The sequence below is a fragment of the Sphingomonas immobilis genome, from assembly GCF_030580995.1.
Taxonomy (GTDB): domain Bacteria; phylum Pseudomonadota; class Alphaproteobacteria; order Sphingomonadales; family Sphingomonadaceae; genus Sphingomonas; species Sphingomonas immobilis.
The window spans coordinates 1-18,212 of record NZ_JAUQSZ010000006.1; the positions used below are offsets into that span (position 1 = coordinate 1).

The window sequence follows — 18,212 nt, forward strand, 5'->3', positions numbered from 1 at the left end:
CGCCCGAGCCGAGCGCGGAGCTGCGCGAGGCGCTGGCGGGCGCGCGCGACGCGGGCTCGGCGCGGCGCTGGATCGGGCGGCGGCTGGCGGAGGCGCATGAGACGCCGCTCAGCGCGATGCTGGTCGCGCTCAACCGCTTCGACATGATCAACACCGCCTACGGCCGCACCGTCGGCGACGGCCTGCTGCGCGGCGCGCTGAAACGCATCGAGGAGGCCGCACGCGAGGTGCTGGGTCGCGAGGCGCTCGTCTCGCGGATGAGCGGATCGTCGTATCTGGTCGCGGCGCGGAGCCCTCGGACCCGCATCGATCTTGCCGCCGAACGCATCGCTGGCGAACTTGCGCGGCCGTTCGTGACCGGCGAGACGATCGCCGTGCTGGGCTGCCGCATCGGTCTCGCCGAGGCGGTGGCGGCGGACGATTCCGGCAGCCTGCTGCGCCGCGCAAGCGAAGCGCTGGCCGACGCGCGCGCCTCCGACAGCGCGACGGTGCGCGTCGCGGAAGCGGGCCCGCGCGACGAGACGCCGATCGACATGCTCGCCGTGGCACTCCACCACGCGATCGAGCAGGGCGAGATCGACATCCTCTTCCAGCCGCAGGTCTCGGTCTCGACCGGCGCGATCGTCGGCGTCGAGGCGCTGGCGCGCTGGGAACATGCCAAGCTCGGCACGATCGGCGCGGAGACTTTGTTCGCCGCCGCCGCCCGCGCCGAGCTCGAGATCGGCCTGTCCGACCATATCCAGAAGATCACGCTGGAGCGCGCCGCCGCCTGGCCGGCGGAACTGCGGGGGCTTCGGCTCGCGCTCAACCTCACCGCCGCCGACATCGCCCGGCCGGGCTTCGCCGATCGGTTCCTCGACCGCGTCGACACCAGCGGCTTCCCACGCAGCCGCCTGACGCTGGAGATCACCGAGAGCGGGCTGATCGAGGATCTCGGCATCGCCGCTAGCCTGCTCTCGCAACTCCGCACGGCGGGTTGTCGCATCGCCATTGACGATTTCGGGACGGGCTATTCGAGCCTCGCCTATCTCAAGGCGTTGCCGCTCGATTACCTCAAGATCGACAAGAAGCTGGCACAGGACATCACCGGCACGCCGCGCGACCGCGTGGTGGTGCGCGGCGTCATCGACATGGCGCGCTCGCTGGGGCTGACGGTGATCGCGGAAGGGGTGGAGACGGCGGAGCAGCTCGAACTGCTCGCGAAGGAGGGGTGCCAGTTGTACCAGGGCTTCCTGCGCAGCGAGGCGGTGTCGAGCGCGGTGTTGGTGGGGCTGGTGTCGGGGTAGACGTTCCCACGCTCGCGTCGTCACCCCGGACCTGTTCCGGGGTCCAAGGTTCCGCCGGCGAAGCGGCATGATGTTCAAGCGTCACGCGCGCCGCACGTTGGGCTCCGGCACAAGGCCGGAGTGACGCCTGAGGCTTGGGGAACAGCAGCCAACCACCCGAACGGGACGTCCGCTCCGACCCGTAGCGCACGCTCGCAGACCATTTGAGCTGTACCGCAAACCGTTGTAGAAAGCCGCCGCGGCGGGGGGCAGAGGAAACCCGCAAGGGTGCCAGAGGGTAGTGCTGACCGCGCCCAGGGACTTGGGCACCGCTCGCGTTAAGCCTATGCGCGAGCCTTAGCCCCGCCGCACCTCGCGTCCGCTAATCACCCATCCCGGACATTTCCGCTGTCCTACAGCGCCCGTCATATGCGATGCCCAGCCGTCGCTCTTTCAAACCGTCGATCCCTGGGTTGTGCGCCCGCGGCGCACAGCCTCCGCGCGTCCGTATGCCGCAGTCGTCGGTGCCGGCGGACGGGGGCACCAGCGTGAATCGGTGTGAGCTTCGGCACCCTATTGGTGCAATTTCGGAAACGATCGCGCCTTACATTTTCGATTCAGGTGTCAATCTGTCAAGCGAAGTCTAACTCTACGCCCACCCCTCCAGCACCTGATCCGGCGGCCTGTGCCCGTCGGCCCACATGCGGATGTTCTGGATCACTTTCTCGCCCTGCGCCATGCGGCCTTCGAACGTGGCGGAGCCCATGTGCGGGGTCATCACCACGTTGGGCAGCGCGAGCAGGCGCGGGTCGATCTCGGGCTCGTGCTGCCACACGTCGAGGCCCGCGCCCGCCAGTCGCCCGCCTTCGAGTGCCGCCACCAGCGCCTCCTCTTCGACGATGCCGCCGCGCGAGGCGTTGATGAGGTGGACGTGCGGCCGCAGCAAGGCGATGCGGCGCGCGTCGATCAGGTCGCGGCTGTCGGCGTTGAGCGGCGTGTGGATCGTCAGGATGTCGATCGCGCCCAGCATCTCGTCGAGGTTCGGATGCCATTGCGCGCCGAGTTCCGCCTCCAGCACCTTCGGCAGGCGCTCGCGGTTGTGATAGTGGATCGACAGGCCGAACGCGCGCGCGCGCCTTGCCACCGCTTGCCCGATCCGCCCCGCGCCGATGATTCCGAGCGCCTTGCCGCCGATGCGGTGGCCGAGCATCCCGCCCGGGCTCCACCCCTTCCACTGGCCCGAGCGGACGAGCTTCTCGCCCTCGGCCAGCCGGCGCGGCACCGACAGGATCAGCGCCATCGTCATGTCGGCGGTATCCTCGGTCAGCACGCCGGGCGTGTTGGTAACGATGATGCCGCGTGCGCGCGCCGCTGTCAGGTCGATATGATTCACGCCCGCGCCGAAATTGGCGATCAGCTTCAGCCGGGGGCCCGCGCCGGCGATCAGCTCCGCGTCGATCGCGTCGGTGACCGACGGCACCAGCACGTCGCACTCGGCAACCGCCGCGGCGAGATCGTCGCGGGTCAATGCCACGTCCGCACGGTTGAGCGTGGTGTCGAACAATTGCTCCATACGCGCCATGGTCGCATCCGCCAGTTCGCGGGTGACGAAGACCTTGGGATGAGCGACGCGTCTCGTTTCGGGCATATGCGCGGCTTGGCGAAGCGTGGCCGCATCGTCAACGCCATTGAAGCCTGCAGCAATCGCGCGGTAGAGATGGCGGGGGAGGATGAGGGAACGAACATGCGGGGTTTCAACAAAGGTGTGGCGGGCGCGCTCGCGGCGGTGATGATCGCAACGACCGTCGGGCCGGCGATCGCCGCGCTGGTGCAGCGCAAGCCGCCATACTACGCCTCGATCGCGGCGGGCCGCGCGCGGATGCGCACTGGCCCCGCGCGTACCTATCCGGCGATCTGGCAATATCAGCGCGCCGACCTGCCGGTGAAGGTGATCGACACCTACGAACACGGCAACTGGTTGAAGGTCGAGGATCCGGGCGGCACGCAGGGCTGGATGCTCGGCTCGCTGATCCGCGATACGCGCACCGGCTTCGTGATGGGCCCGCCGGCCGAGCTGTTCGATCAGCCACATGCCGATGCGCGCATCCGCTGGCGCGCGGCGCCGGGCGTGGTCGGCCGCCTCAGCAAATGCGCGCGCGGCTGGTGCTATTTCGACGTGCGCGGGCGCGGCGGCTATATCGAGACGATCCATCTCTGGGGCGTCGATCCGACGGAGATCATCCCCTGAGCCTCCGGTTCGAGCGCGATGACCTGACCCGGCCCGACGTGGTCGCACTGGTCGAGCTGCACCTGCGATCGGCGTTCGAGAATTCGCCGCCGAACGCGGTGTTCGCACTCGACCTGTCGGGCCTGCGCGATCCTGCCGTGGCGCTGTGGACCGCATGGGAGGGCGATACGCTGCTCGGCATGGGCGCGCACAAGAAGATCGAGGACGGGCACGGCGAGCTAAAGTCGATGCGTACCGCGCCCGTCGCGCTCAGGCGCGGGGTGGGCGGGGCGATCCTCGCGCACCTGATCGCGGAAGGGCGCGAGGCGGGCTATTCCCGATTGAGCCTGGAAACCGGATCGAACGAGGCCTTCGCCCCCGCGCGGGCGATGTACGAACGCGCCGGCTTCGTGCCATGCGGCCCGTACGGCGACTATCCACCAGGGGATTTCAGCCGGTTCTATACGCTCGACCTGCGCGTTTGAGCGATATGGAAACCCTCACCACGGTCCTCAAATGGATCGCCTCCGGCGGCGGCATGATCGCCGCCATCATGGTCTCACTCGACATAGGACGGAAGATCACCGGCTGGGGGCTGGTGCTGTTCGCCGCCTCTGCTGTGGTGTGGGTGGCGGGGGCGATCATCACGAAGGACGGCGCGCTCGGCACGCAGAACGCGGTGCTGTGCGCGATCGATCTGTTCGGGGCGTATCGCTACCTGATCCGCAAGAAGGCCGATGGCTGAGCTGATCGTGTGGGCGGTGCTGCTCGGTCTGCTGGGAGCGGTGATCGGCAGCTTTGTCGCGACGCTGGTGATCCGCTGGCCACAGGGGCGGACGATGGGCGGGCGCTCGCAGTGCGATAGCTGCACGCGGACGCTGGGCGCGCGCGACCTCGTGCCGCTGCTGAGCGCGGCGCTGTCGCGCTGGCGGTGCCGGACGTGCGGTGCGGGGATCGACGCGCGGCACTGGCGGATCGAGGCGATGGCGCTGCTGATCGGTGTCGCGGCGGGGCTCGCGGTGCCGGGGCCGGTAGGGCTGGCGGGGGCGCTGTTCGGCTGGCTGCTGCTGGCGCTTGCCGCGCTCGACGTGACCGAGTTCTGGCTGCCCGACCGGTTGACGCTGACGCTGGCGCTGGCGGGGCTCGCGACCGGGGTCGTGGGGATCGACCCGCCGTTGACGGATCGCCTCATCGGCGGCGCGGCGGGGTTCGCGAGCCTGTGGCTCGTCGCCTTCGGATACAGGCATCTGCGCGGGCGCGAGGGGCTGGGCGGGGGCGATCCCAAGCTGTTCGGCGCGATCGGGCTCTGGATCGGCTGGCGGATGCAGCCGGTGGTGCTGTTCCTCGCCGCGCTGGCAGGGCTGGCGGTGGTGCTGTTCGGCATGGTGCGCGGGCGCACCGCGCGGCTCGACGACCGCTTGCCGTTCGGGGCGCTGCTGGCGGTGGCGGCTTACCCGGCGTGGCTGTTCCTGCTAGGCAGCGGGGCATGAGCCTGCTCCTCGCCCTGTTGCTTGCCGCCGACGATCTGCCGCTCGGCACGCTGCCGAAACAGGCGCTGCCGGCGAGTGGGTGCGCGGCCTTCCTGTGGAGCGGCGGCGAGCAGAAGACGCTGATCGCAATGGCGACCGCCGAACCGGGGCAGTTGCGCCTGGTACTGAACGGTGCCCCTGTCGATCTGCCGCGTACCGCGCGATCCGGCGCGAGTACCTACGGCCTGTCCGCGACGACCGACTATGCCGCGCCCGGTGTCCGCGCCACGCTCGATATCAAGGTCGAGGCGCGGGGTGATGTCGTCAAGGGCGGCGTGGTCTCCGAAGGGACGCTGCGGCTGGAGCGCGACGGGCAGGATGGGGTCGTCGTCCCCATCACCGGCATCGTCGGCTGTAGCTAGCGGACCTGCGGCGCGGGCTGGACGTCCTCCGCCTCGACCGGTTTGGGATTGCGGATCGAGGGGCGCAGGCGCGCAACGCTGCACAGCCCCGCCACCACCGCCAGCCCCGCCGCGACCAGCGCAGGCGTGCGGCCGCTCCCGATGCCGAATGCGAGCAGGCACGCGACGAGCGTCGCGCCCGTCGTCTGTCCGACCAGCCGCACCGTCGAGACGAGCCCACCCGCCGCTGCTGCGCGATCCTGCGGCGCAGAGCCGATGATGAGGCGCGCGTTGGGCGGCAGGAACAGGCCGAAGCCAGACCCGCACAGGGCCATCCGCCAGGCGATGTCGAAATAGCTCGGATCGGCTGGCATGAAGGCAATTAGCGACAAGGCCGTCACCGCCACCGCCATACCGATCCCGCCGAGCAGCCCGGCCGGAACCCGGTCTGACAGCCAGCCGGAGAAGGGTGCCACAAACATATTGGTAAGCGGCCACGGCGCGATCGCTGCGCCGACCTCGGCAGGCGTGAAGTGGAATTCGTGCTGGAGGCGGAAGGGCGTCGACAGCAACAGGGTCATCGAGGCGATGAACGCCGTGTAGGCGCCGATCGCCGACAGCGCGAGAACGGGACGGCCGAGCAGATCGATCGGCAAAATCGGATTGCTCTCCTTGCGTTCCCGCTGAACGAAGCGATAGCCGATGATGAGACCGACGATAACAATCGCCGCCGACACGACGTGGCTGCCACTCGTATCGTGTACCGCCGATTCAAGTCCGCCGATGACGAGTCCGAACGTTGCCGCACACATCACCGCGCCGAGAATGTCGAACGGCTCCTCGCGCGGTTCCGATTCGGGTAGCGCCTGACCGAGTACCAGCGAAAGGATCGCGAAGGGCACGGCGCTGGCGAACACCCACGGCCACGGCGCGACCGCCAGGACCAGTCCGCCAAGCGTCGGGGCGAGTGCGGCGGAGCTGGATACGATCACCGAATTGATGCCGAGCCCGCGCCCGAGCTGCGCCTTGGGATAGACCTGCCGGATAAGCGCCGCCGAGACGCTGAGCGATGCGGCCGCGCCGATCGCCTGCGCACCGCGGACGATCAGCAGGAACGGCAGGCTCTTGGCAAAGAAGCACAAAACCGTCGCGACGGTGAAGATCAGCTGACCGAGCTGGTACATCCGCCTCAGCCCGATCCGTTCGCCGAGGCCCGCGAACGGCAGGAGCAACATGACGAGGGTCAACTGATAGATGGTGACGACGCTGACAACGGCGCTGCTGTCGACGCGAAGGTCGCGGGCGATCGTGGGAAGCGCGACATTCGGCACCGCGCCGTCGATGATGACGAGTGCCGAGCCGCAACAGAGCGCGCCGATCGCCATCAGGCGGCGCGGCATGGGAAGACCGTCGGACATCTACCGTGCTTCCGGCCGAGAAAGAATATGGTTCATGCGGGCGACCATCCCGGCGGCGCGAGTTCGAAACCGTCGAAGGTGAAGCCGGGCGTGACGACGCAGCTTACCAGCCCCCAGCCCGCCGGGGCCTCGGTCGATTGCCAGGCGTGTGCGGGAACGAGGCCCTGCGGCGTATCGGCGCTGAGCACGATTTCACGGGTTTCGCCAACTTCATGGATGAGGAGCGTGAGCGGCGATCCGGCGTGCCAAAGCCAGAGTTCGACGGCGTCGACGCGGTGCCAGTGCGATCTTTGCCCCTCTTCGAGCAGGAACAGGATCGCCGAGGCGAGGCCGCGCGGGTCGCCGCCGGGCGCGGGCTGGCGCATCGTTTCGCGATACCATCCACCCTCGGGATGCGGCGCGAGATCGAGGCTGGCGACGAGGGGATGCGTCATGCCGCCGCGCTAACCCCGGCGGGAGAAGTAGGCAAGCGTCCCAAAACAAGGCGCGTCAAGTCTTGCTGCGCTGCGGCATTTTGCGTACAGGTCGGACTATGAACGCTACCGCAAGCCTGGCCGTGAAAGAAGCCCCGTCCGCCGACGTCCCCACCGTATTCGAGGGGATCGTGCGCAAGCGCTGCCTCTCCGCGACGTATAACCGCACCGAGGTAACGCTCGCGCCGCACGTCATCTATACCCGCCATGGCGACCTGTTCGTCGATGGCGTGGTGATCGAGCGTGACGGCAAGCCGCCCAAGGAACTCAAGCTCGGCACGTTCAAACTGGCCGGGCTGACCGCGCTGCGCCTGACGCCGCGCGCCTTCAAGCCGAGCCCGCTGTTCATCGCCGGCGATCCCAAATACGCCGAGACGGCGCTGATGACGGTCGAGCCCTAAGCCGCTTTTCCGTCGAAGATGACGTTGCGGATCTGCGCGGCTTCACCGACGTAGCGCGTGTCGGGTTCCGCCACGCCGCGCCGGTTGGTCTGGGCGGGCAGTTGCGAATAGAGCGACGATTCCTCGTGATGGATGCGGGTGCGGATGCGCTGCATCAGCGCGCGCGTCGCCCGCACGTAATCCGGCCATTCCGCTTCGCTGGCGAGCGAGCCCCAGCGGCGGACGTGGTCCTTGAAATCGTTCAGCAGGCGGTTCTGTTCGGCCAGCGCCTTCGTCGCCATCGCCGCGACGTGCGGGCGGCGGTCGTTCATCAGCGGACGCAGCAGCGTCGCTTCCTCGTTGGCGAAATGGGCCAGCAGCTCGCGCGTGAAGGTCCAGCGTTTGGCGGCGAGCTCGGCCGAGCTTTCGGGGCGCGGGCCTGCGATCTGGCGCTCATTGCCGGCCACCGCCGCGAGGATGCGGCGATGTTCGTCGAGCAGTTCGGGCGCGCCAATGATCATGTTGCTCCGACTAAATGCGTTTAGTGACCGAAAGGTTGTGACGGCCGCCCGTACTGCTACTTAAGGGCCATGGACGAGGAGGCTCCCGTGGCGCCGGGTACGCGGCTGGGCGTGCCGTGGCTGTGGCCACTTGCGGCGCTTTTCGCCGTGTCCGCGCTGTTGCTCGGTATCCATATCGCGGGCGAGCTGATCGAGGGTGAGGGGTTCGGCTTCGACATTCCGATCCTGCTCGCGCTCCGCGTGCCGGGGCATCTCGACACGCCCGTCGGACCGGTGTGGCTGACGCAATCGGCGATCGACCTGACTGCGCTGGGCGGATTCACGTTGATGTGGTTGTTCGGGGCGTCAGGCATCGCGTTCCTCGTCTATCTGGGCCGCCGGGCCGAAGCGGCGTGGATCGCGGCGGCGCTGATCGGCAGTTCGCTCATCAGCACGCTGCTGAAGGGCCTGATCTCGCGACCGCGGCCGGCGCTCGTCCCGCATCTTGCCTGGGTCGACAACGCCAGCTTCCCGAGCGGCCATGCGATGATCTCCGCCGCGACGTACCTCACGCTCGCGCTGATGCTGTGCGAGACCTATACGGCGCGGGGCGTGCGGGTGGCGATCGTCGCGTTCTTTTCCCTTCTGGTCGTGCTGATCGGGTGCAGCCGTGTGTATCTGGGCGTCCACTGGCCGAGCGACGTGCTGGGCGGGTGGTGCTTCGGGACGGTGTGGGCGGCGGCGATGTTCGCCGCGAACCGGGCGTTGAAGCGGCGGATCGTCTGAGCTGCCCGAGCCTTCGGATCGGGTCCGAAGGTAACGAAGGTGCCGCAAAACGGGGGCGAAAATGCGACGAACCGAGTGGCTATCCGTTTCTGTCGAAGCGGGGGCGCATTGCCGCGAGCAACAGGCTCGTATTGTACCGCTTGCGACTGCCGACCTGTTGGCCGCGGTAGAATACCGGCACCTCCTCGCCCTCGATCGCGCGGTCGATCGCGGTGCCGTCGCGCATGACGCCGCCCGCTTCGACAGCCCGGTCCCAGGCTGCGGCGAAGCTGCTGTCCGGGCCTGCGCGGCGGCGTAGCGCATAGGCCGACTTTGCGCTCATCCCCGCGCTTCTGGCCGCCGGGCGCACCGCACCGATCTTCGCGAGACCGGCGATGAAGAGGCGCTGCCGTTCGGGCGTCCAGCCGTCGTGGCGGGTGGAGGCGGACGGGACGGGGGTGAAATCGAAGGGATCCGTACCGTCGTCGGACGGGGCCTCACCGAGCTCGCCGAGCAGGGCATAGAGATCGGGGAGGGTGCGGGGCTTGCTCATCTAGGAGCGTATGACGCGGGACGGGGTGTGTAGGACAGCGGATTTTGCAGGTGGGGAGGAGCGCGAACGCGCCCCTCCCTTCGCGGTCAGCGGCAGATGCGGACGCGGCGGTGATGGCGCCATTCGGTGCGGCAGCGCCTACGGCCGTTGTTCCAGCCACGGCGATCGTGGCGGGCATAGCTGCGGCGCTCGCTGCGGCGATCCCAGCGGCGGTCCTGCCGGCCGTCGTGGCGATCCATGCGGTCGCCGCGACGATCGTCGCGCATGCCGTCGCCGCGATGATCGCGCGAGACCGCGCCGTCGTGCATCTGCGCCGAAGCCGCGCCGGACATGCCGATACCGGCGGCCATCAGGCCGGCGGCGATGAGGTGAGTGAATTTCATGAGGTTCCTCTCGCAGGCCCGGTTCGGGCCTGCGGGGGATACGAATGGCGGGGGTTATGGTTGCGCTATCGTAATCGTCGCGTGTCAAGTGACGGTTGACAACATGACTGTATCGGGTTAGTCGGAAGCGTGGAGATCGAGAGCATTCGGCACAAGGCGTTGCGATCGTTTGCGGAGACTGGCCGGGCGAAGGGCTTGCCCGGCAACCTCATGGATCGGTTGCGCAATATGCTGGCCTATCTGGCGGCGGCTGCATCGCCGGATGAGTTGAAGGTTCCGCCCAATTTCGGGGCGCACGTCCTGACCGGCGACCGCGCCGGAGAATGGTCGCTGACGGTGACGAAGAACTGGCGGATGACGTTTCGGATCAACGCGAACGGCGCGATCGAGGATCTCGATCTGGAGGATTATCACTGATGGCGATCAAACTTCATTCCAGCTTCGCGGTGCATCCCGGCGCGTGGCTGCGCGCGGAAATCGTCGAGCCGCACGGGCTGTCCGTAACGGATGCGGCGGCGCGGCTGCACGTGACGCGGCAGGCGATGAGCAATCTGCTCGGCGGACGGGCCGGGCTGTCGGCGGAAATGGCGATCCGCTTCGAAAAGGCATTCGGGTTGAGCGCGGATACCTTGATGCGGATGCAGGCGGCGCATGATCTGGCCGAGGTGCGCGCGCGGGCGGGGGAGATCGAGGTGGAGCGGGTGGCGGCTTAAACTATGAAAAAAGTGACCAAGCCGGAATCGGAAAAGGCGATCCGACATCTTGTCCGTCAATGGGCAAACGCAAGCGGAGTTCTTCCGGGCCAATCAAAGATGCCTAGCTTCGACGATTTCGTATTGTGGCTCCGGCAACGAGGAGGGAGCAAATATCTAGAATTCCGCTCGGTGATGGGGGCCCTCGAGGATGCTGAACTATGGTTTGACGAAGAATTGCGTCAGACTTGGCGTAACTGATCTCAAGCCGCCTTCAAATCCCTGAACGGTAGCGCGCTGGTTTCCAAGGTCGTCAGGTCGAGCTTGGTCGAGGCGTGGTCGATGTCGATGCCGACCACCGCGCCGTCCGCATCGAAATCGGCGTTTACGCCATCGGCGATCTCGCGGGTTTCAGTGCCAGCGGCCTCGCGCAGTTCGATGTAGAGACTGTCGGTCTCAGGATAATAATGCAGCTTCATCACTCGGCCTCGCGGTAATTGCGGTCGAAGAAGGCGTTATGCACCGTCTCGCCATCCTCCAGCGTCACGACGCGAAGGATATAGGATTTGACCGGATCGGACAATTCGACGCGGCCCCAATAGCGGATGCGGGCATCGGGTTGGACTTCGCGACGGAGCGGATCAGTAAGGGTGGCCACGATCCATTCGCGTTTGAGGTTGGGTCGCTTACGCATCACCTGCTCCTCGAAATAGCGCGTCGTCTTCACGCGGGGATGGTCACGAAGCTATCCATAACCCGCTTCCGGCCGGCCTCTTCGAAATCGATCTCGAGCTTGTTTCCCTCGATCTCGGCGATCGTGCCGTAGCCGAATTTCTGGTGGAACACCCTCAACCCTACCGACACGTCCGCGCGGCCCTTGTTGCCCAGGCTCACCGCGCTCGCGCGGGCCTCGACCACGCGGCTCGGTTCGCGCGAGAATGTGCGGCTGGTGAAGGTGCCCCCGTCCTTGAAGGAACCGTCCTTCACGCCCGCCGCGCGTTGCCAGCCGGGGCCTCGGCCGGTGCCGCGCGCGACGTCGGCGAACGGGTCGGCCCGCTCCGACCAGTTGGCGCGCCACAGGCTTTCGCCGCCGCTCATGCTGTTTTCGGATTCGACATGCGCTTTCGGCAGTTCGCCGACGAAGCGGCTGGGGATGCTCGACGTCCACTGGCCGTAGATGCGGCGGTTGGCGGCGTGAAGGATCACCGCTTTGCGCCGCGCGCGGGTGATGGCGACATAGGCGAGGCGGCGTTCCTCCTCCAGTGACGCATTGCCGCCCTCGTCGAGCGAGCGTTGCGAGGGGAACAGGCCTTCCTCCCAGCCGACAAGAAAGACGGTGTCGTATTCGAGCCCCTTGGCGGCGTGGATCGTCATGATCGTCACCTTGGCCTCGTCGGCCTGCGCCTCGTTGTCCATGACGAGGCTGACGTGTTCGAGGAACGCGCCGAGACTCTCATATTCCTCCATCGCGCGGACGAGTTCGTTGAGGTTTTCCAGCCGGCCCGACGCCTCGACCGATTTCTCGGCCTGGAGGACGCCGGTATAGCCGCTTTCGTCGAGGATCTGGCGGGCGAGTTCGGCGTGCGGCAGGTCGTTGGCCATGCGCCGCCAGCGGGCGAGATCGATGACGAAATTGCCGAGCGATTTCCGCGCGGCGCCGGTCAGCTCGTCGGTGTCGAGGATGCGCGCCGCCGCCGTCGAGAGCGGGATGCCCTCGGCGCGGGCGAGCATGTGGAGCTTCTGCACCGCCTTGTCGCCCAGGCCGCGCTTCGGGACATTGACGATGCGCTCGAAGGCGAGATCGTCGGCGCTTTGGTGGACGATGCGCAGATAGGCGAGCGCGTCGCGGATCTCGGCGCGTTCGTAGAAGCGGAAGCCGCCGATGATGCGGTAGTTCATGCCGATCGCGATGAAGCGGTCCTCGAACTCGCGCGTCTGGTGCTGGGCGCGGACGAGGATGGCGACCTTGTCGAGCGACAGGCCGTTCCGCTCGGCCGCCTCGATCTCGTCGCCGACGCGGCGCGCCTCCTCCGGGCCGTCCCACACGCCGAGAACCTTGACCTTCTCGCCCTCGGCCTCCTCGGTCCAGAGCGTCTTGCCGAGGCGGCCTGAGTTGTTGGCGATCACGCCCGATGCGGCGGCGAGGATGTGCGGGGTGGAGCGGTAATTCTGTTCGAGCCGGATCACCTTCGCGCCGGGGAAATCCTTTTCGAACTTGAGGATGTTCTCGACCTGCGCGCCGCGCCACGAATAGATCGACTGGTCGTCGTCGCCGACGCAGCACAGGTTCTTGCGCTCCTGCGCGAGCAGGCGGAGCCAGAGATACTGGACGCTGTTGGTGTCCTGATATTCGTCGACCATGATGTAGCGGAAGCGCTGCTGGTATTGCTCCAGCACTTCGCGGTGCGTCTTGAGGATGACGAGCATGTGGAGCAGCAGGTCGCCGAAATCGCAGGCGTTCAAGGCGGCGAGGCGGGTCTGATACTGCTGGTACAGCTCGCCGCCGCGGCCGTTGGCGTAGCGTTCGCTCTCGCCGGCGTCGATCTGCGAGGGGATGAGGCCCTTGTTCTTCCATTCGTCGATCAGCCCGGCGAGGCTGCGCGCGGGGAAGCGCTTCTCGTCGATGTCGGCGGCGATGACGAGCTGCTTGAGCAGGCGGAGCTGGTCGTCGGTGTCGAGGATGGTGAAGTTGCTCTGCAGGCCCACCAGTTCGGCGTGGCGGCGGAGCATCTTCGCGCCGATTGCGTGGAAGGTGCCGAGCCACGGCATCCCCTCCACCACATCGCCGACGAGGCGGCCGACACGCTCGCGCATTTCGCGCGCGGCCTTGTTGGTGAAGGTGACGCTGAGGATTTCCGACGGATAGGCTTTCCGCGTCCACAGCAGGTGGCCGAGCCGCGCGGTCAGCGCCGCCGTCTTGCCGGTGCCTGCGCCCGCCAGCACCAGCACGGGGCCCTCGGTGGTGAGCACGGCCTCGCGCTGCGGAGCGTTGAGACCCTTGAGATAGGGCGGTTCGCCTGAAGAATCGGAGGGGGACGGTACTGGCATGGACATCGGTGAACAGGTAGGGAACAAGGCGAGTCGGGGCAAGTTGCTTGGAAAGGATCGCTCATGGCCCTGGAGGGCGGATGCCATTGCGGCGCGGTGCGCTACGCCCTCGAAGGCGAGCCCGAGCATAGCGCTTTGTGCCTGTGTACCGATTGCCGCAAGGCGGCGGGCGCGCATCTCGTCGGCTGGGCGCTGTTCCGGCAGGATCAGGTTTCGGTTTCGGGCACGACGCGGGCGTACAATTCGTCCGGCGATATCGAACGGCATTTCTGCCAGGAATGCGGCACCGGGCTGTTCTATCTGAGCGAGAGCATTTTCCCCGGCAAGATCGACGTGCAGACCGCGACGCTCGACGATCCCGAGGCGCTGGCGCCGCAGCTATGGGTGCAGGCGGCGGACGCGCCGAGCTGGGCGGGGGGTATAACAAATCTGCCACGGTTCGATCGCTATCCGGTCTAGGAGCCGATCTCGCCGTATTGAGCAATTGCCCCGCGCCTGCGAACGCGATATGGGCGCTCCTCGAAACGCGGTGCAGATGGTGCATCGCTCCGGCCTCGTCGATCGACTGGGCTGCCGTCAAACGGTAACAGACCAGGCAACGCCGACCTTATGGCCTCAAGTCCCCTAGCGCAGCCCGATGCGGGCGAGCGTCACGTCAGCGCGCCGCATCTCGACCGGGCGCTGCACCCGGCCGGGCGCTGGATCTTCCTGGCGGTGCTGATCGGCGCGCTGGGCTATGCCGGCGCGAGCATCCTGTTCGACACGCGGCAGGCGGGCGAGGGCATGGCCTTCGCGACCTTCGCCTTCCTGGGGCTGGCGCTGCTGATCGCGCTGGGCTTCGAATTCGTGAACGGTTTCCACGACACGGCCAATGCGGTGGCGACGGTGATCTATACCCACTCGCTGCCCGCGCCGGTCGCAGTGGTGTGGTCGGGCCTGTGGAATTTCCTGGGCGTGATGTTTTCGAGCGGGGCGGTGGCCTATGCGATCGTCACCTTGCTGCCCGTAGACCTGATCCTGCACGTCGGATCGGGCGCCGGTTTCGCGATGATCTTCGCGCTGCTGTTGGCCGCCGTGATCTGGAATCTCGCCACGTGGTTCGTCGGCCTGCCCAATTCGTCCAGCCACGCGCTGATCGGATCGGTCCTCGGCGTCGGTTTCGCCAATCAGTTGCTGGTGGGCGGCGACGGCACGTCGGGGGTCGATTGGGGCCAGGCGCAGAAGGTATTGTCGGCGTTGCTGTTCAGCCCCCTGATCGGCTTCGTCGCCTCGCTGGTGCTGCTGCTCGTGATGAAACGGGTGCTGCGCAATCCCAAGCTGTATTCGGCGCCGGAGGGCAATGCCCCGCCGCCCAAGGGCATCCGCGCGACGTTGATCGCGACCTGCACCGCCGTTTCCTTCTTCCACGGCAGCAATGACGGGCAGAAGGGCATGGGGCTCATCATGCTGATCCTGATCGGCTGCGCGCCGACGGCCTATGCGCTCAACCGCACGATGCCGGCGAGCGAGACGCCCGCCTTCGTCGCATCGGTCAACGCCGCCGCCACCGCCTTCCGCGCGCATGGCGGGGCGAGTACCGCGGGCGATGTCGAGGCTTCGCGGAAAGTCCTGACGCAGGCGCTGCAGACGCGCACCGCGACGAGCGCGCCCGTCTACGGCGCGATGGAGACGCTGTCGCGCGACGTCAGCGCGCGGATCCAGGGCTATGGCTCGCTCGACAAGGTACCCGCCGCCGCCACCCCGAACCTGCGCAACGATATGTACCTGTTGCAGGGCGTGGGTCAGCTCGTCATCAAGGACAAGACCGCCGCCAAGACCTTCTCCGAACCCGAGCTGAAGGCGATCGGCGATTACGAAAAGCGGCTGGAGCAGGGCACGCGCTTCATCCCGCTGTGGGTGAAGATCGCGGTCGCCATCGCGCTGGGGCTCGGCACGATGGTCGGCTGGAAGCGGATCGTCGTCACCGTCGGCGAGAAGATCGGCAAGACGCACCTGACCTACGGCATGGGTGCGTCGGCGGAGATCGTCGCCGCCTTCACGATCATGACCGCCGATATGTTCGCCGCGCCCGTCTCCACCACGCATATCCTGTCGAGCGGCGTCGCCGGTGCATCGGTTGCGAGCGGAAGCGGCCTGCAGGCGCGCACCATCGTCAACATGGTGCTGGCCTGGGTGATGACGCTGCCCGCGGCGATGCTGCTGTCGGGCGGGCTCTATTGGCTGTTGCTGGGCGTGGTGAAGCTCGTCGGCTAGCCGCGCAGGCGAGGGCTTACTTCGCCGCCGTCAGAATCTGCTGGCCGGAATGTTCGGTCCAGGCATTGAGCCAGGTCAGCGCCGCGAGTTCGGAAATGAACGCCTGGCCCTGACTGCTCATGTCGGCCTTGAGCCGAAGCTTCATCATGCTGTTCGTCACCAGCATCGCGGTACGATCCCCCGGCTGGCGGATCGCGGCCATCGCATCGATGAGGTCGCGGCGCGCCTTTTCGCTGAACCGCGCTTCCAGACGATCATCGAATATCAGGCGATAGGGATCGCCGTTGCGACGCGCAGCGACCATCGCGGCGGTAAGATCCGCGATGAGGCGCGGAACTTCCGAATCCCGGATGGCGCGTTGGACTTCCAGCACGATCACGCCGTCGCCACGGTCTTCGGCGGGGGAAAGTAAATATGGTGGCATTGCGCCGGGCCCCTGGCTCATGTCTGTCCGTGTCGATCCGTCGGGAATGGCGCGAACAAGGTTAAGATCGTTCAAAAACAGCGATTAGACATTGGTCGAAGTGACGGAGCTTGACCGCCCGGCGCGACCACGCAATCAGGCATGGGTGAAAGCCCATCCGATACCCGCGCACCCCATGATACGTCACCGGCGGGTGCTGCTCGCCAGCCTGACCGGCACCACGGTCGAGTTCTACGATTTCTACATCTACGCGACCGCCGCCTCGCTGGTGTTCGGTCCGCTGTTCTTCCCCGGCGAAGACAAATGGGTGCAGATGCTGTCGTCCTATGCGGTGTTCGCGGTCGCCTTCGTCGCGCGGCCGGTGGGAGCGGCGCTGTTCGGGCATTTCGGCGACCGGATCGGGCGCAAGTCGACGCTCGTCGCCAGCCTGATGTTGATGGGTGGATCGACCGTCGCGATCGGATGCCTGCCGACCTACGAACAGATCGGCTGGTGGGCACCGGCGATCCTGTGCGTGCTGCGTTTCGGCCAGGGGCTGGGGCTGGGCGGCGAATGGGGCGGTGCGTCGCTGCTGGCGGTCGAGAATGCGCCGAAGGGGTGGGAGATGCGCTACGGCATGTTCCCGCCGCTCGGCGCGCCCGTGGGGTTCATCGCCGCCAACGGCTTCTTCCTGGTCCTGGGCGCGGTGCTGGACGACCGTCAGTTCGCCGACTGGGGCTGGCGCCTGCCGTTCCTGACGAGCGCGGTGCTGGTGCTGATCGGTCTGTGGGTGCGCCTGAAGCTGACCGAGACCCCCGCCTTCCTGGAGGCGGAGGCGCAACACGCGATCCCCAAGGTGCCGATCGGCGAGCTGCTGCGCGATCATCTGCGGCCGGTGCTGGCGGGGACGTTCTGCGTCGTGTCGACCTTCGCGATCTTCTACCTCGCGACCGCTTTCGCCATCGGGTACGGCACCGGCGTGCAGGGCCATCCGAAGCAGATCTATCTCTCGGTCGAGATGGCGGCGATCCTGTTCCTGGCGCTCGGCGTGGTCGTCGCGACGACGCTGTCGGACTGGTACGGCGTGCGGCGCGTGATGACGCTGGGGTTCGCGGGCTGTGCGATCGCGGGGCTGACGATGGCACCGGGGCTCGGTGCGTCGTCAATGGTCACGGTGTGGTTGTGGCTGAGCTTCGCGCTGTTCGGGATGGGCTTCACTTATGGCCCGCTTGGCGGGTTCCTGCCCGAACTGTTCCCGGCGGGCGTGCGCTACACGGCGGTGTCGCTGGTGTTCAGCCTCGGCGGCATCATCGGCGGCGGGCTGGCACCGATGGGTGCCGCGGCGCTGGTCAAGACCGGCGGGCTGGCATCGGTCGGCTTGCTGCTGGTCGTGGCGGCGACGCTGAGCCTGATCGGTATGGCGCTGATCAGGCCGCGCGCCGCAGCAAGGTGATCTTGGCCTTGCCGTAGACGCGGCTGGCCTCTTCCTCGAAGCCTGCCACATCGACGACTTCGCGCTTGCCGGTCTCGATGCTGACGATCGTCGCGTCGTTCACCCAGCCGAGCCGGGCGAGCTTGTCGAGCGCGACGAAGCCCGCGCCGCTGTCATAGGGCGGGTCCATCAGGATCAGGTCGAGCGGGGCGACCGCGGGCCCGAGCGCGAGGACAGAACCGGCGCGGACATCGGCCTTGGCCCCCAGTTTAGAGACCTCCAGCTTGGCGATGTTGGCGCGCAGCGCGTCGAGCGCGGGCTTGTCCTGTTCGACGAACAGGCAGGAGGCGGCACCGCGCGACAGCGCCTCGAGTCCGAGCGCGCCCGAGCCCGCGAAAAGATCGGCGACGGCAAGCCCTTCGAAACTGCCGACGCGGCTGGCAAGCATCGAGAACAAAGCCTCTCGAACGCGGTCGGCGGTGGGGCGGGTGGCGTCGCCCTTCGGCGTTACGAGCGGGCGGCCGCGCCACTCTCCGGCGATGATGCGCAT

24 protein-coding genes are annotated in these 18,212 nt (G+C 67.2%); 13 read left to right on the forward strand and 11 right to left on the reverse strand.

All coding sequences use genetic code 11. The annotated features are described in order from the left end of the window. The coding region (locus tag Q5H94_RS09750; protein WP_304561076.1) for a GGDEF domain-containing phosphodiesterase at nt 1–1,286 on the forward strand (1,286 nt) is incomplete at its 5' end. A gap of 628 nt (nt 1,287–1,914) precedes the next feature. On the opposite strand, the gene Q5H94_RS09755 is transcribed toward Q5H94_RS09750, so the two are convergent. Beyond that, nucleotides 1,915–2,913 (reverse strand): 2-hydroxyacid dehydrogenase, encoded by a 999-nt coding sequence (locus tag Q5H94_RS09755; protein WP_304561077.1) that lies wholly within the window; start codon nt 2,911–2,913, stop codon nt 1,915–1,917. On the opposite strand from Q5H94_RS09755, the gene Q5H94_RS09760 reads away from it, so the two are divergent. The 5 genes from Q5H94_RS09760 to Q5H94_RS09780 are packed head-to-tail and all read left to right on the forward strand — an operon-like array spanning nt 2,887 to nt 5,383. Next, nucleotides 2,887–3,513: an SH3 domain-containing protein gene (locus Q5H94_RS09760; RefSeq protein ID WP_341850104.1), complete on the forward strand. Its 627-nt coding sequence runs from the start codon at nt 2,887–2,889 to the stop codon at nt 3,511–3,513. The genes Q5H94_RS09755 and Q5H94_RS09760 overlap by 27 nt on opposite strands. A 38-nt stretch (nt 3,514–3,551) precedes the next feature. Then, a complete protein-coding gene (locus Q5H94_RS09765; protein WP_304561078.1) occupies nt 3,552–3,977 on the forward strand; it encodes a GNAT family N-acetyltransferase in 426 nt (141 codons plus the stop codon). 5 nt (nt 3,978–3,982) lie between these two features. Next, nucleotides 3,983–4,237, forward strand: coding sequence for a hypothetical protein (locus Q5H94_RS09770; RefSeq protein ID WP_304561079.1), 255 nt, complete (start codon nt 3,983–3,985; stop codon nt 4,235–4,237). Further along, nucleotides 4,230–4,982, forward strand: coding sequence for a prepilin peptidase (locus Q5H94_RS09775; protein ID WP_304561080.1), 753 nt, complete (start codon nt 4,230–4,232; stop codon nt 4,980–4,982). The genes Q5H94_RS09770 and Q5H94_RS09775 overlap by 8 nt, the downstream gene beginning before the upstream one ends. Continuing rightward, nucleotides 4,979–5,383 carry a hypothetical protein gene (locus Q5H94_RS09780; RefSeq protein ID WP_304561081.1) on the forward strand — a complete coding sequence of 135 codons (405 nt, stop codon included), beginning with the start codon at nt 4,979–4,981 and terminating at the stop codon, nt 5,381–5,383. Before Q5H94_RS09775 ends, Q5H94_RS09780 begins: the two co-directional genes overlap by 4 nt. Here Q5H94_RS09780 and Q5H94_RS09785 read toward each other — a convergent pair. Further along, entirely contained in the window at nt 5,380–6,780 is a 1,401-nt protein-coding gene (locus Q5H94_RS09785) for an MFS transporter (RefSeq protein ID WP_304561082.1), read from the reverse strand. The genes Q5H94_RS09780 and Q5H94_RS09785 overlap by 4 nt on opposite strands. Nucleotides 6,781–6,812: 32 nt before the next feature. Continuing rightward, on the reverse strand, nt 6,813–7,214 hold the full coding sequence (locus Q5H94_RS09790) for a cupin domain-containing protein (protein ID WP_304561083.1): 402 nt from the start codon (nt 7,212–7,214) through the stop codon (nt 6,813–6,815). 98 nt (nt 7,215–7,312) lie between these two features. Here Q5H94_RS09790 and Q5H94_RS09795 point away from each other — a divergent pair, with 98 nt between their 5' ends. Next, nucleotides 7,313–7,654, forward strand: coding sequence for a hypothetical protein (locus Q5H94_RS09795; RefSeq protein WP_304561084.1), 342 nt, complete (start codon nt 7,313–7,315; stop codon nt 7,652–7,654). Here the strand turns inward: Q5H94_RS09795 and Q5H94_RS09800 are convergent. Then, nucleotides 7,651–8,154, reverse strand: coding sequence for a hemerythrin domain-containing protein (locus Q5H94_RS09800; protein WP_304561085.1), 504 nt, complete (start codon nt 8,152–8,154; stop codon nt 7,651–7,653). The two genes, Q5H94_RS09795 and Q5H94_RS09800, sit on opposite strands and share 4 nt — an antisense overlap. Before the next feature lie 87 nt (nt 8,155–8,241). Between Q5H94_RS09800 and Q5H94_RS09805 the strand changes: the two genes are divergently transcribed. Further along, entirely contained in the window at nt 8,242–8,919 is a 678-nt protein-coding gene (locus Q5H94_RS09805; protein WP_304561086.1) for a phosphatase PAP2 family protein, read from the forward strand. A gap of 79 nt (nt 8,920–8,998) precedes the next feature. Here Q5H94_RS09805 and Q5H94_RS09810 read toward each other — a convergent pair whose 3' ends face one another. Both Q5H94_RS09810 and Q5H94_RS09815 read right to left on the reverse strand, forming a co-directional pair. Next, nucleotides 8,999–9,451 (reverse strand): hypothetical protein, encoded by a 453-nt coding sequence (locus tag Q5H94_RS09810; protein ID WP_304561087.1) that lies wholly within the window; start codon nt 9,449–9,451, stop codon nt 8,999–9,001. Between the two features lie 86 nt (nt 9,452–9,537). Beyond that, entirely contained in the window at nt 9,538–9,834 is a 297-nt protein-coding gene (locus tag Q5H94_RS09815) for a hypothetical protein (protein WP_304561088.1), read from the reverse strand. A gap of 129 nt (nt 9,835–9,963) precedes the next feature. Between Q5H94_RS09815 and Q5H94_RS09820 the strand changes: the two genes are divergently transcribed. Next, nucleotides 9,964–10,251 (forward strand): type II toxin-antitoxin system RelE/ParE family toxin, encoded by a 288-nt coding sequence (locus Q5H94_RS09820; protein ID WP_304561089.1) that lies wholly within the window; start codon nt 9,964–9,966, stop codon nt 10,249–10,251. After that, on the forward strand, nt 10,251–10,547 hold the full coding sequence (locus tag Q5H94_RS09825; RefSeq protein WP_304561090.1) for a HigA family addiction module antitoxin: 297 nt from the start codon (nt 10,251–10,253) through the stop codon (nt 10,545–10,547). The genes Q5H94_RS09820 and Q5H94_RS09825 overlap by 1 nt, the downstream gene beginning before the upstream one ends. A 242-nt stretch (nt 10,548–10,789) precedes the next feature. Here the strand turns inward: Q5H94_RS09825 and Q5H94_RS09830 are convergent, their stop codons facing one another. Genes Q5H94_RS09830 through Q5H94_RS09840 form a run of 3 tightly spaced genes read right to left on the reverse strand, consistent with a single transcriptional unit; the run spans nt 10,790 to nt 13,580 of the window. Further along, a complete protein-coding gene (locus tag Q5H94_RS09830) occupies nt 10,790–11,005 on the reverse strand; it encodes a DUF2283 domain-containing protein (RefSeq protein ID WP_304561091.1) in 216 nt (71 codons plus the stop codon). Beyond that, nucleotides 11,005–11,220 (reverse strand): hypothetical protein, encoded by a 216-nt coding sequence (locus Q5H94_RS09835; RefSeq protein WP_304561092.1) that lies wholly within the window; start codon nt 11,218–11,220, stop codon nt 11,005–11,007. Before Q5H94_RS09835 ends, Q5H94_RS09830 begins: the two co-directional genes overlap by 1 nt. A gap of 29 nt (nt 11,221–11,249) precedes the next feature. Next, nucleotides 11,250–13,580, reverse strand: a complete 2,331-nt coding sequence (locus Q5H94_RS09840) for an ATP-dependent helicase (RefSeq protein WP_304561093.1) — start codon at nt 13,578–13,580, stop codon at nt 11,250–11,252. A 57-nt stretch (nt 13,581–13,637) separates the two neighbouring features. Between Q5H94_RS09840 and Q5H94_RS09845 the strand changes: the two genes are divergently transcribed. Further along, nucleotides 13,638–14,033, forward strand: a complete 396-nt coding sequence (locus tag Q5H94_RS09845; RefSeq protein WP_304561094.1) for a GFA family protein — start codon at nt 13,638–13,640, stop codon at nt 14,031–14,033. 150 nt (nt 14,034–14,183) lie between these two features. Next, on the forward strand, nt 14,184–15,827 hold the full coding sequence (locus Q5H94_RS09850) for an inorganic phosphate transporter (protein ID WP_304561095.1): 1,644 nt from the start codon (nt 14,184–14,186) through the stop codon (nt 15,825–15,827). A 16-nt stretch (nt 15,828–15,843) separates the two neighbouring features. Here the strand turns inward: Q5H94_RS09850 and Q5H94_RS09855 are convergent, their stop codons facing one another. Beyond that, nucleotides 15,844–16,251, reverse strand: coding sequence for a hypothetical protein (locus tag Q5H94_RS09855; protein WP_304561096.1), 408 nt, complete (start codon nt 16,249–16,251; stop codon nt 15,844–15,846). A 175-nt stretch (nt 16,252–16,426) separates the two neighbouring features. Here Q5H94_RS09855 and Q5H94_RS09860 point away from each other — a divergent pair, with 175 nt between their 5' ends. Further along, a complete protein-coding gene (locus Q5H94_RS09860) occupies nt 16,427–17,683 on the forward strand; it encodes an MFS transporter (RefSeq protein WP_304561097.1) in 1,257 nt (418 codons plus the stop codon). Here the strand turns inward: Q5H94_RS09860 and rsmD are convergent. Next, nucleotides 17,658–18,212 (reverse strand): 16S rRNA (guanine(966)-N(2))-methyltransferase RsmD, encoded by a 555-nt coding sequence (rsmD, locus tag Q5H94_RS09865; protein WP_304561098.1) that lies wholly within the window; start codon nt 18,210–18,212, stop codon nt 17,658–17,660. The genes Q5H94_RS09860 and rsmD overlap by 26 nt on opposite strands.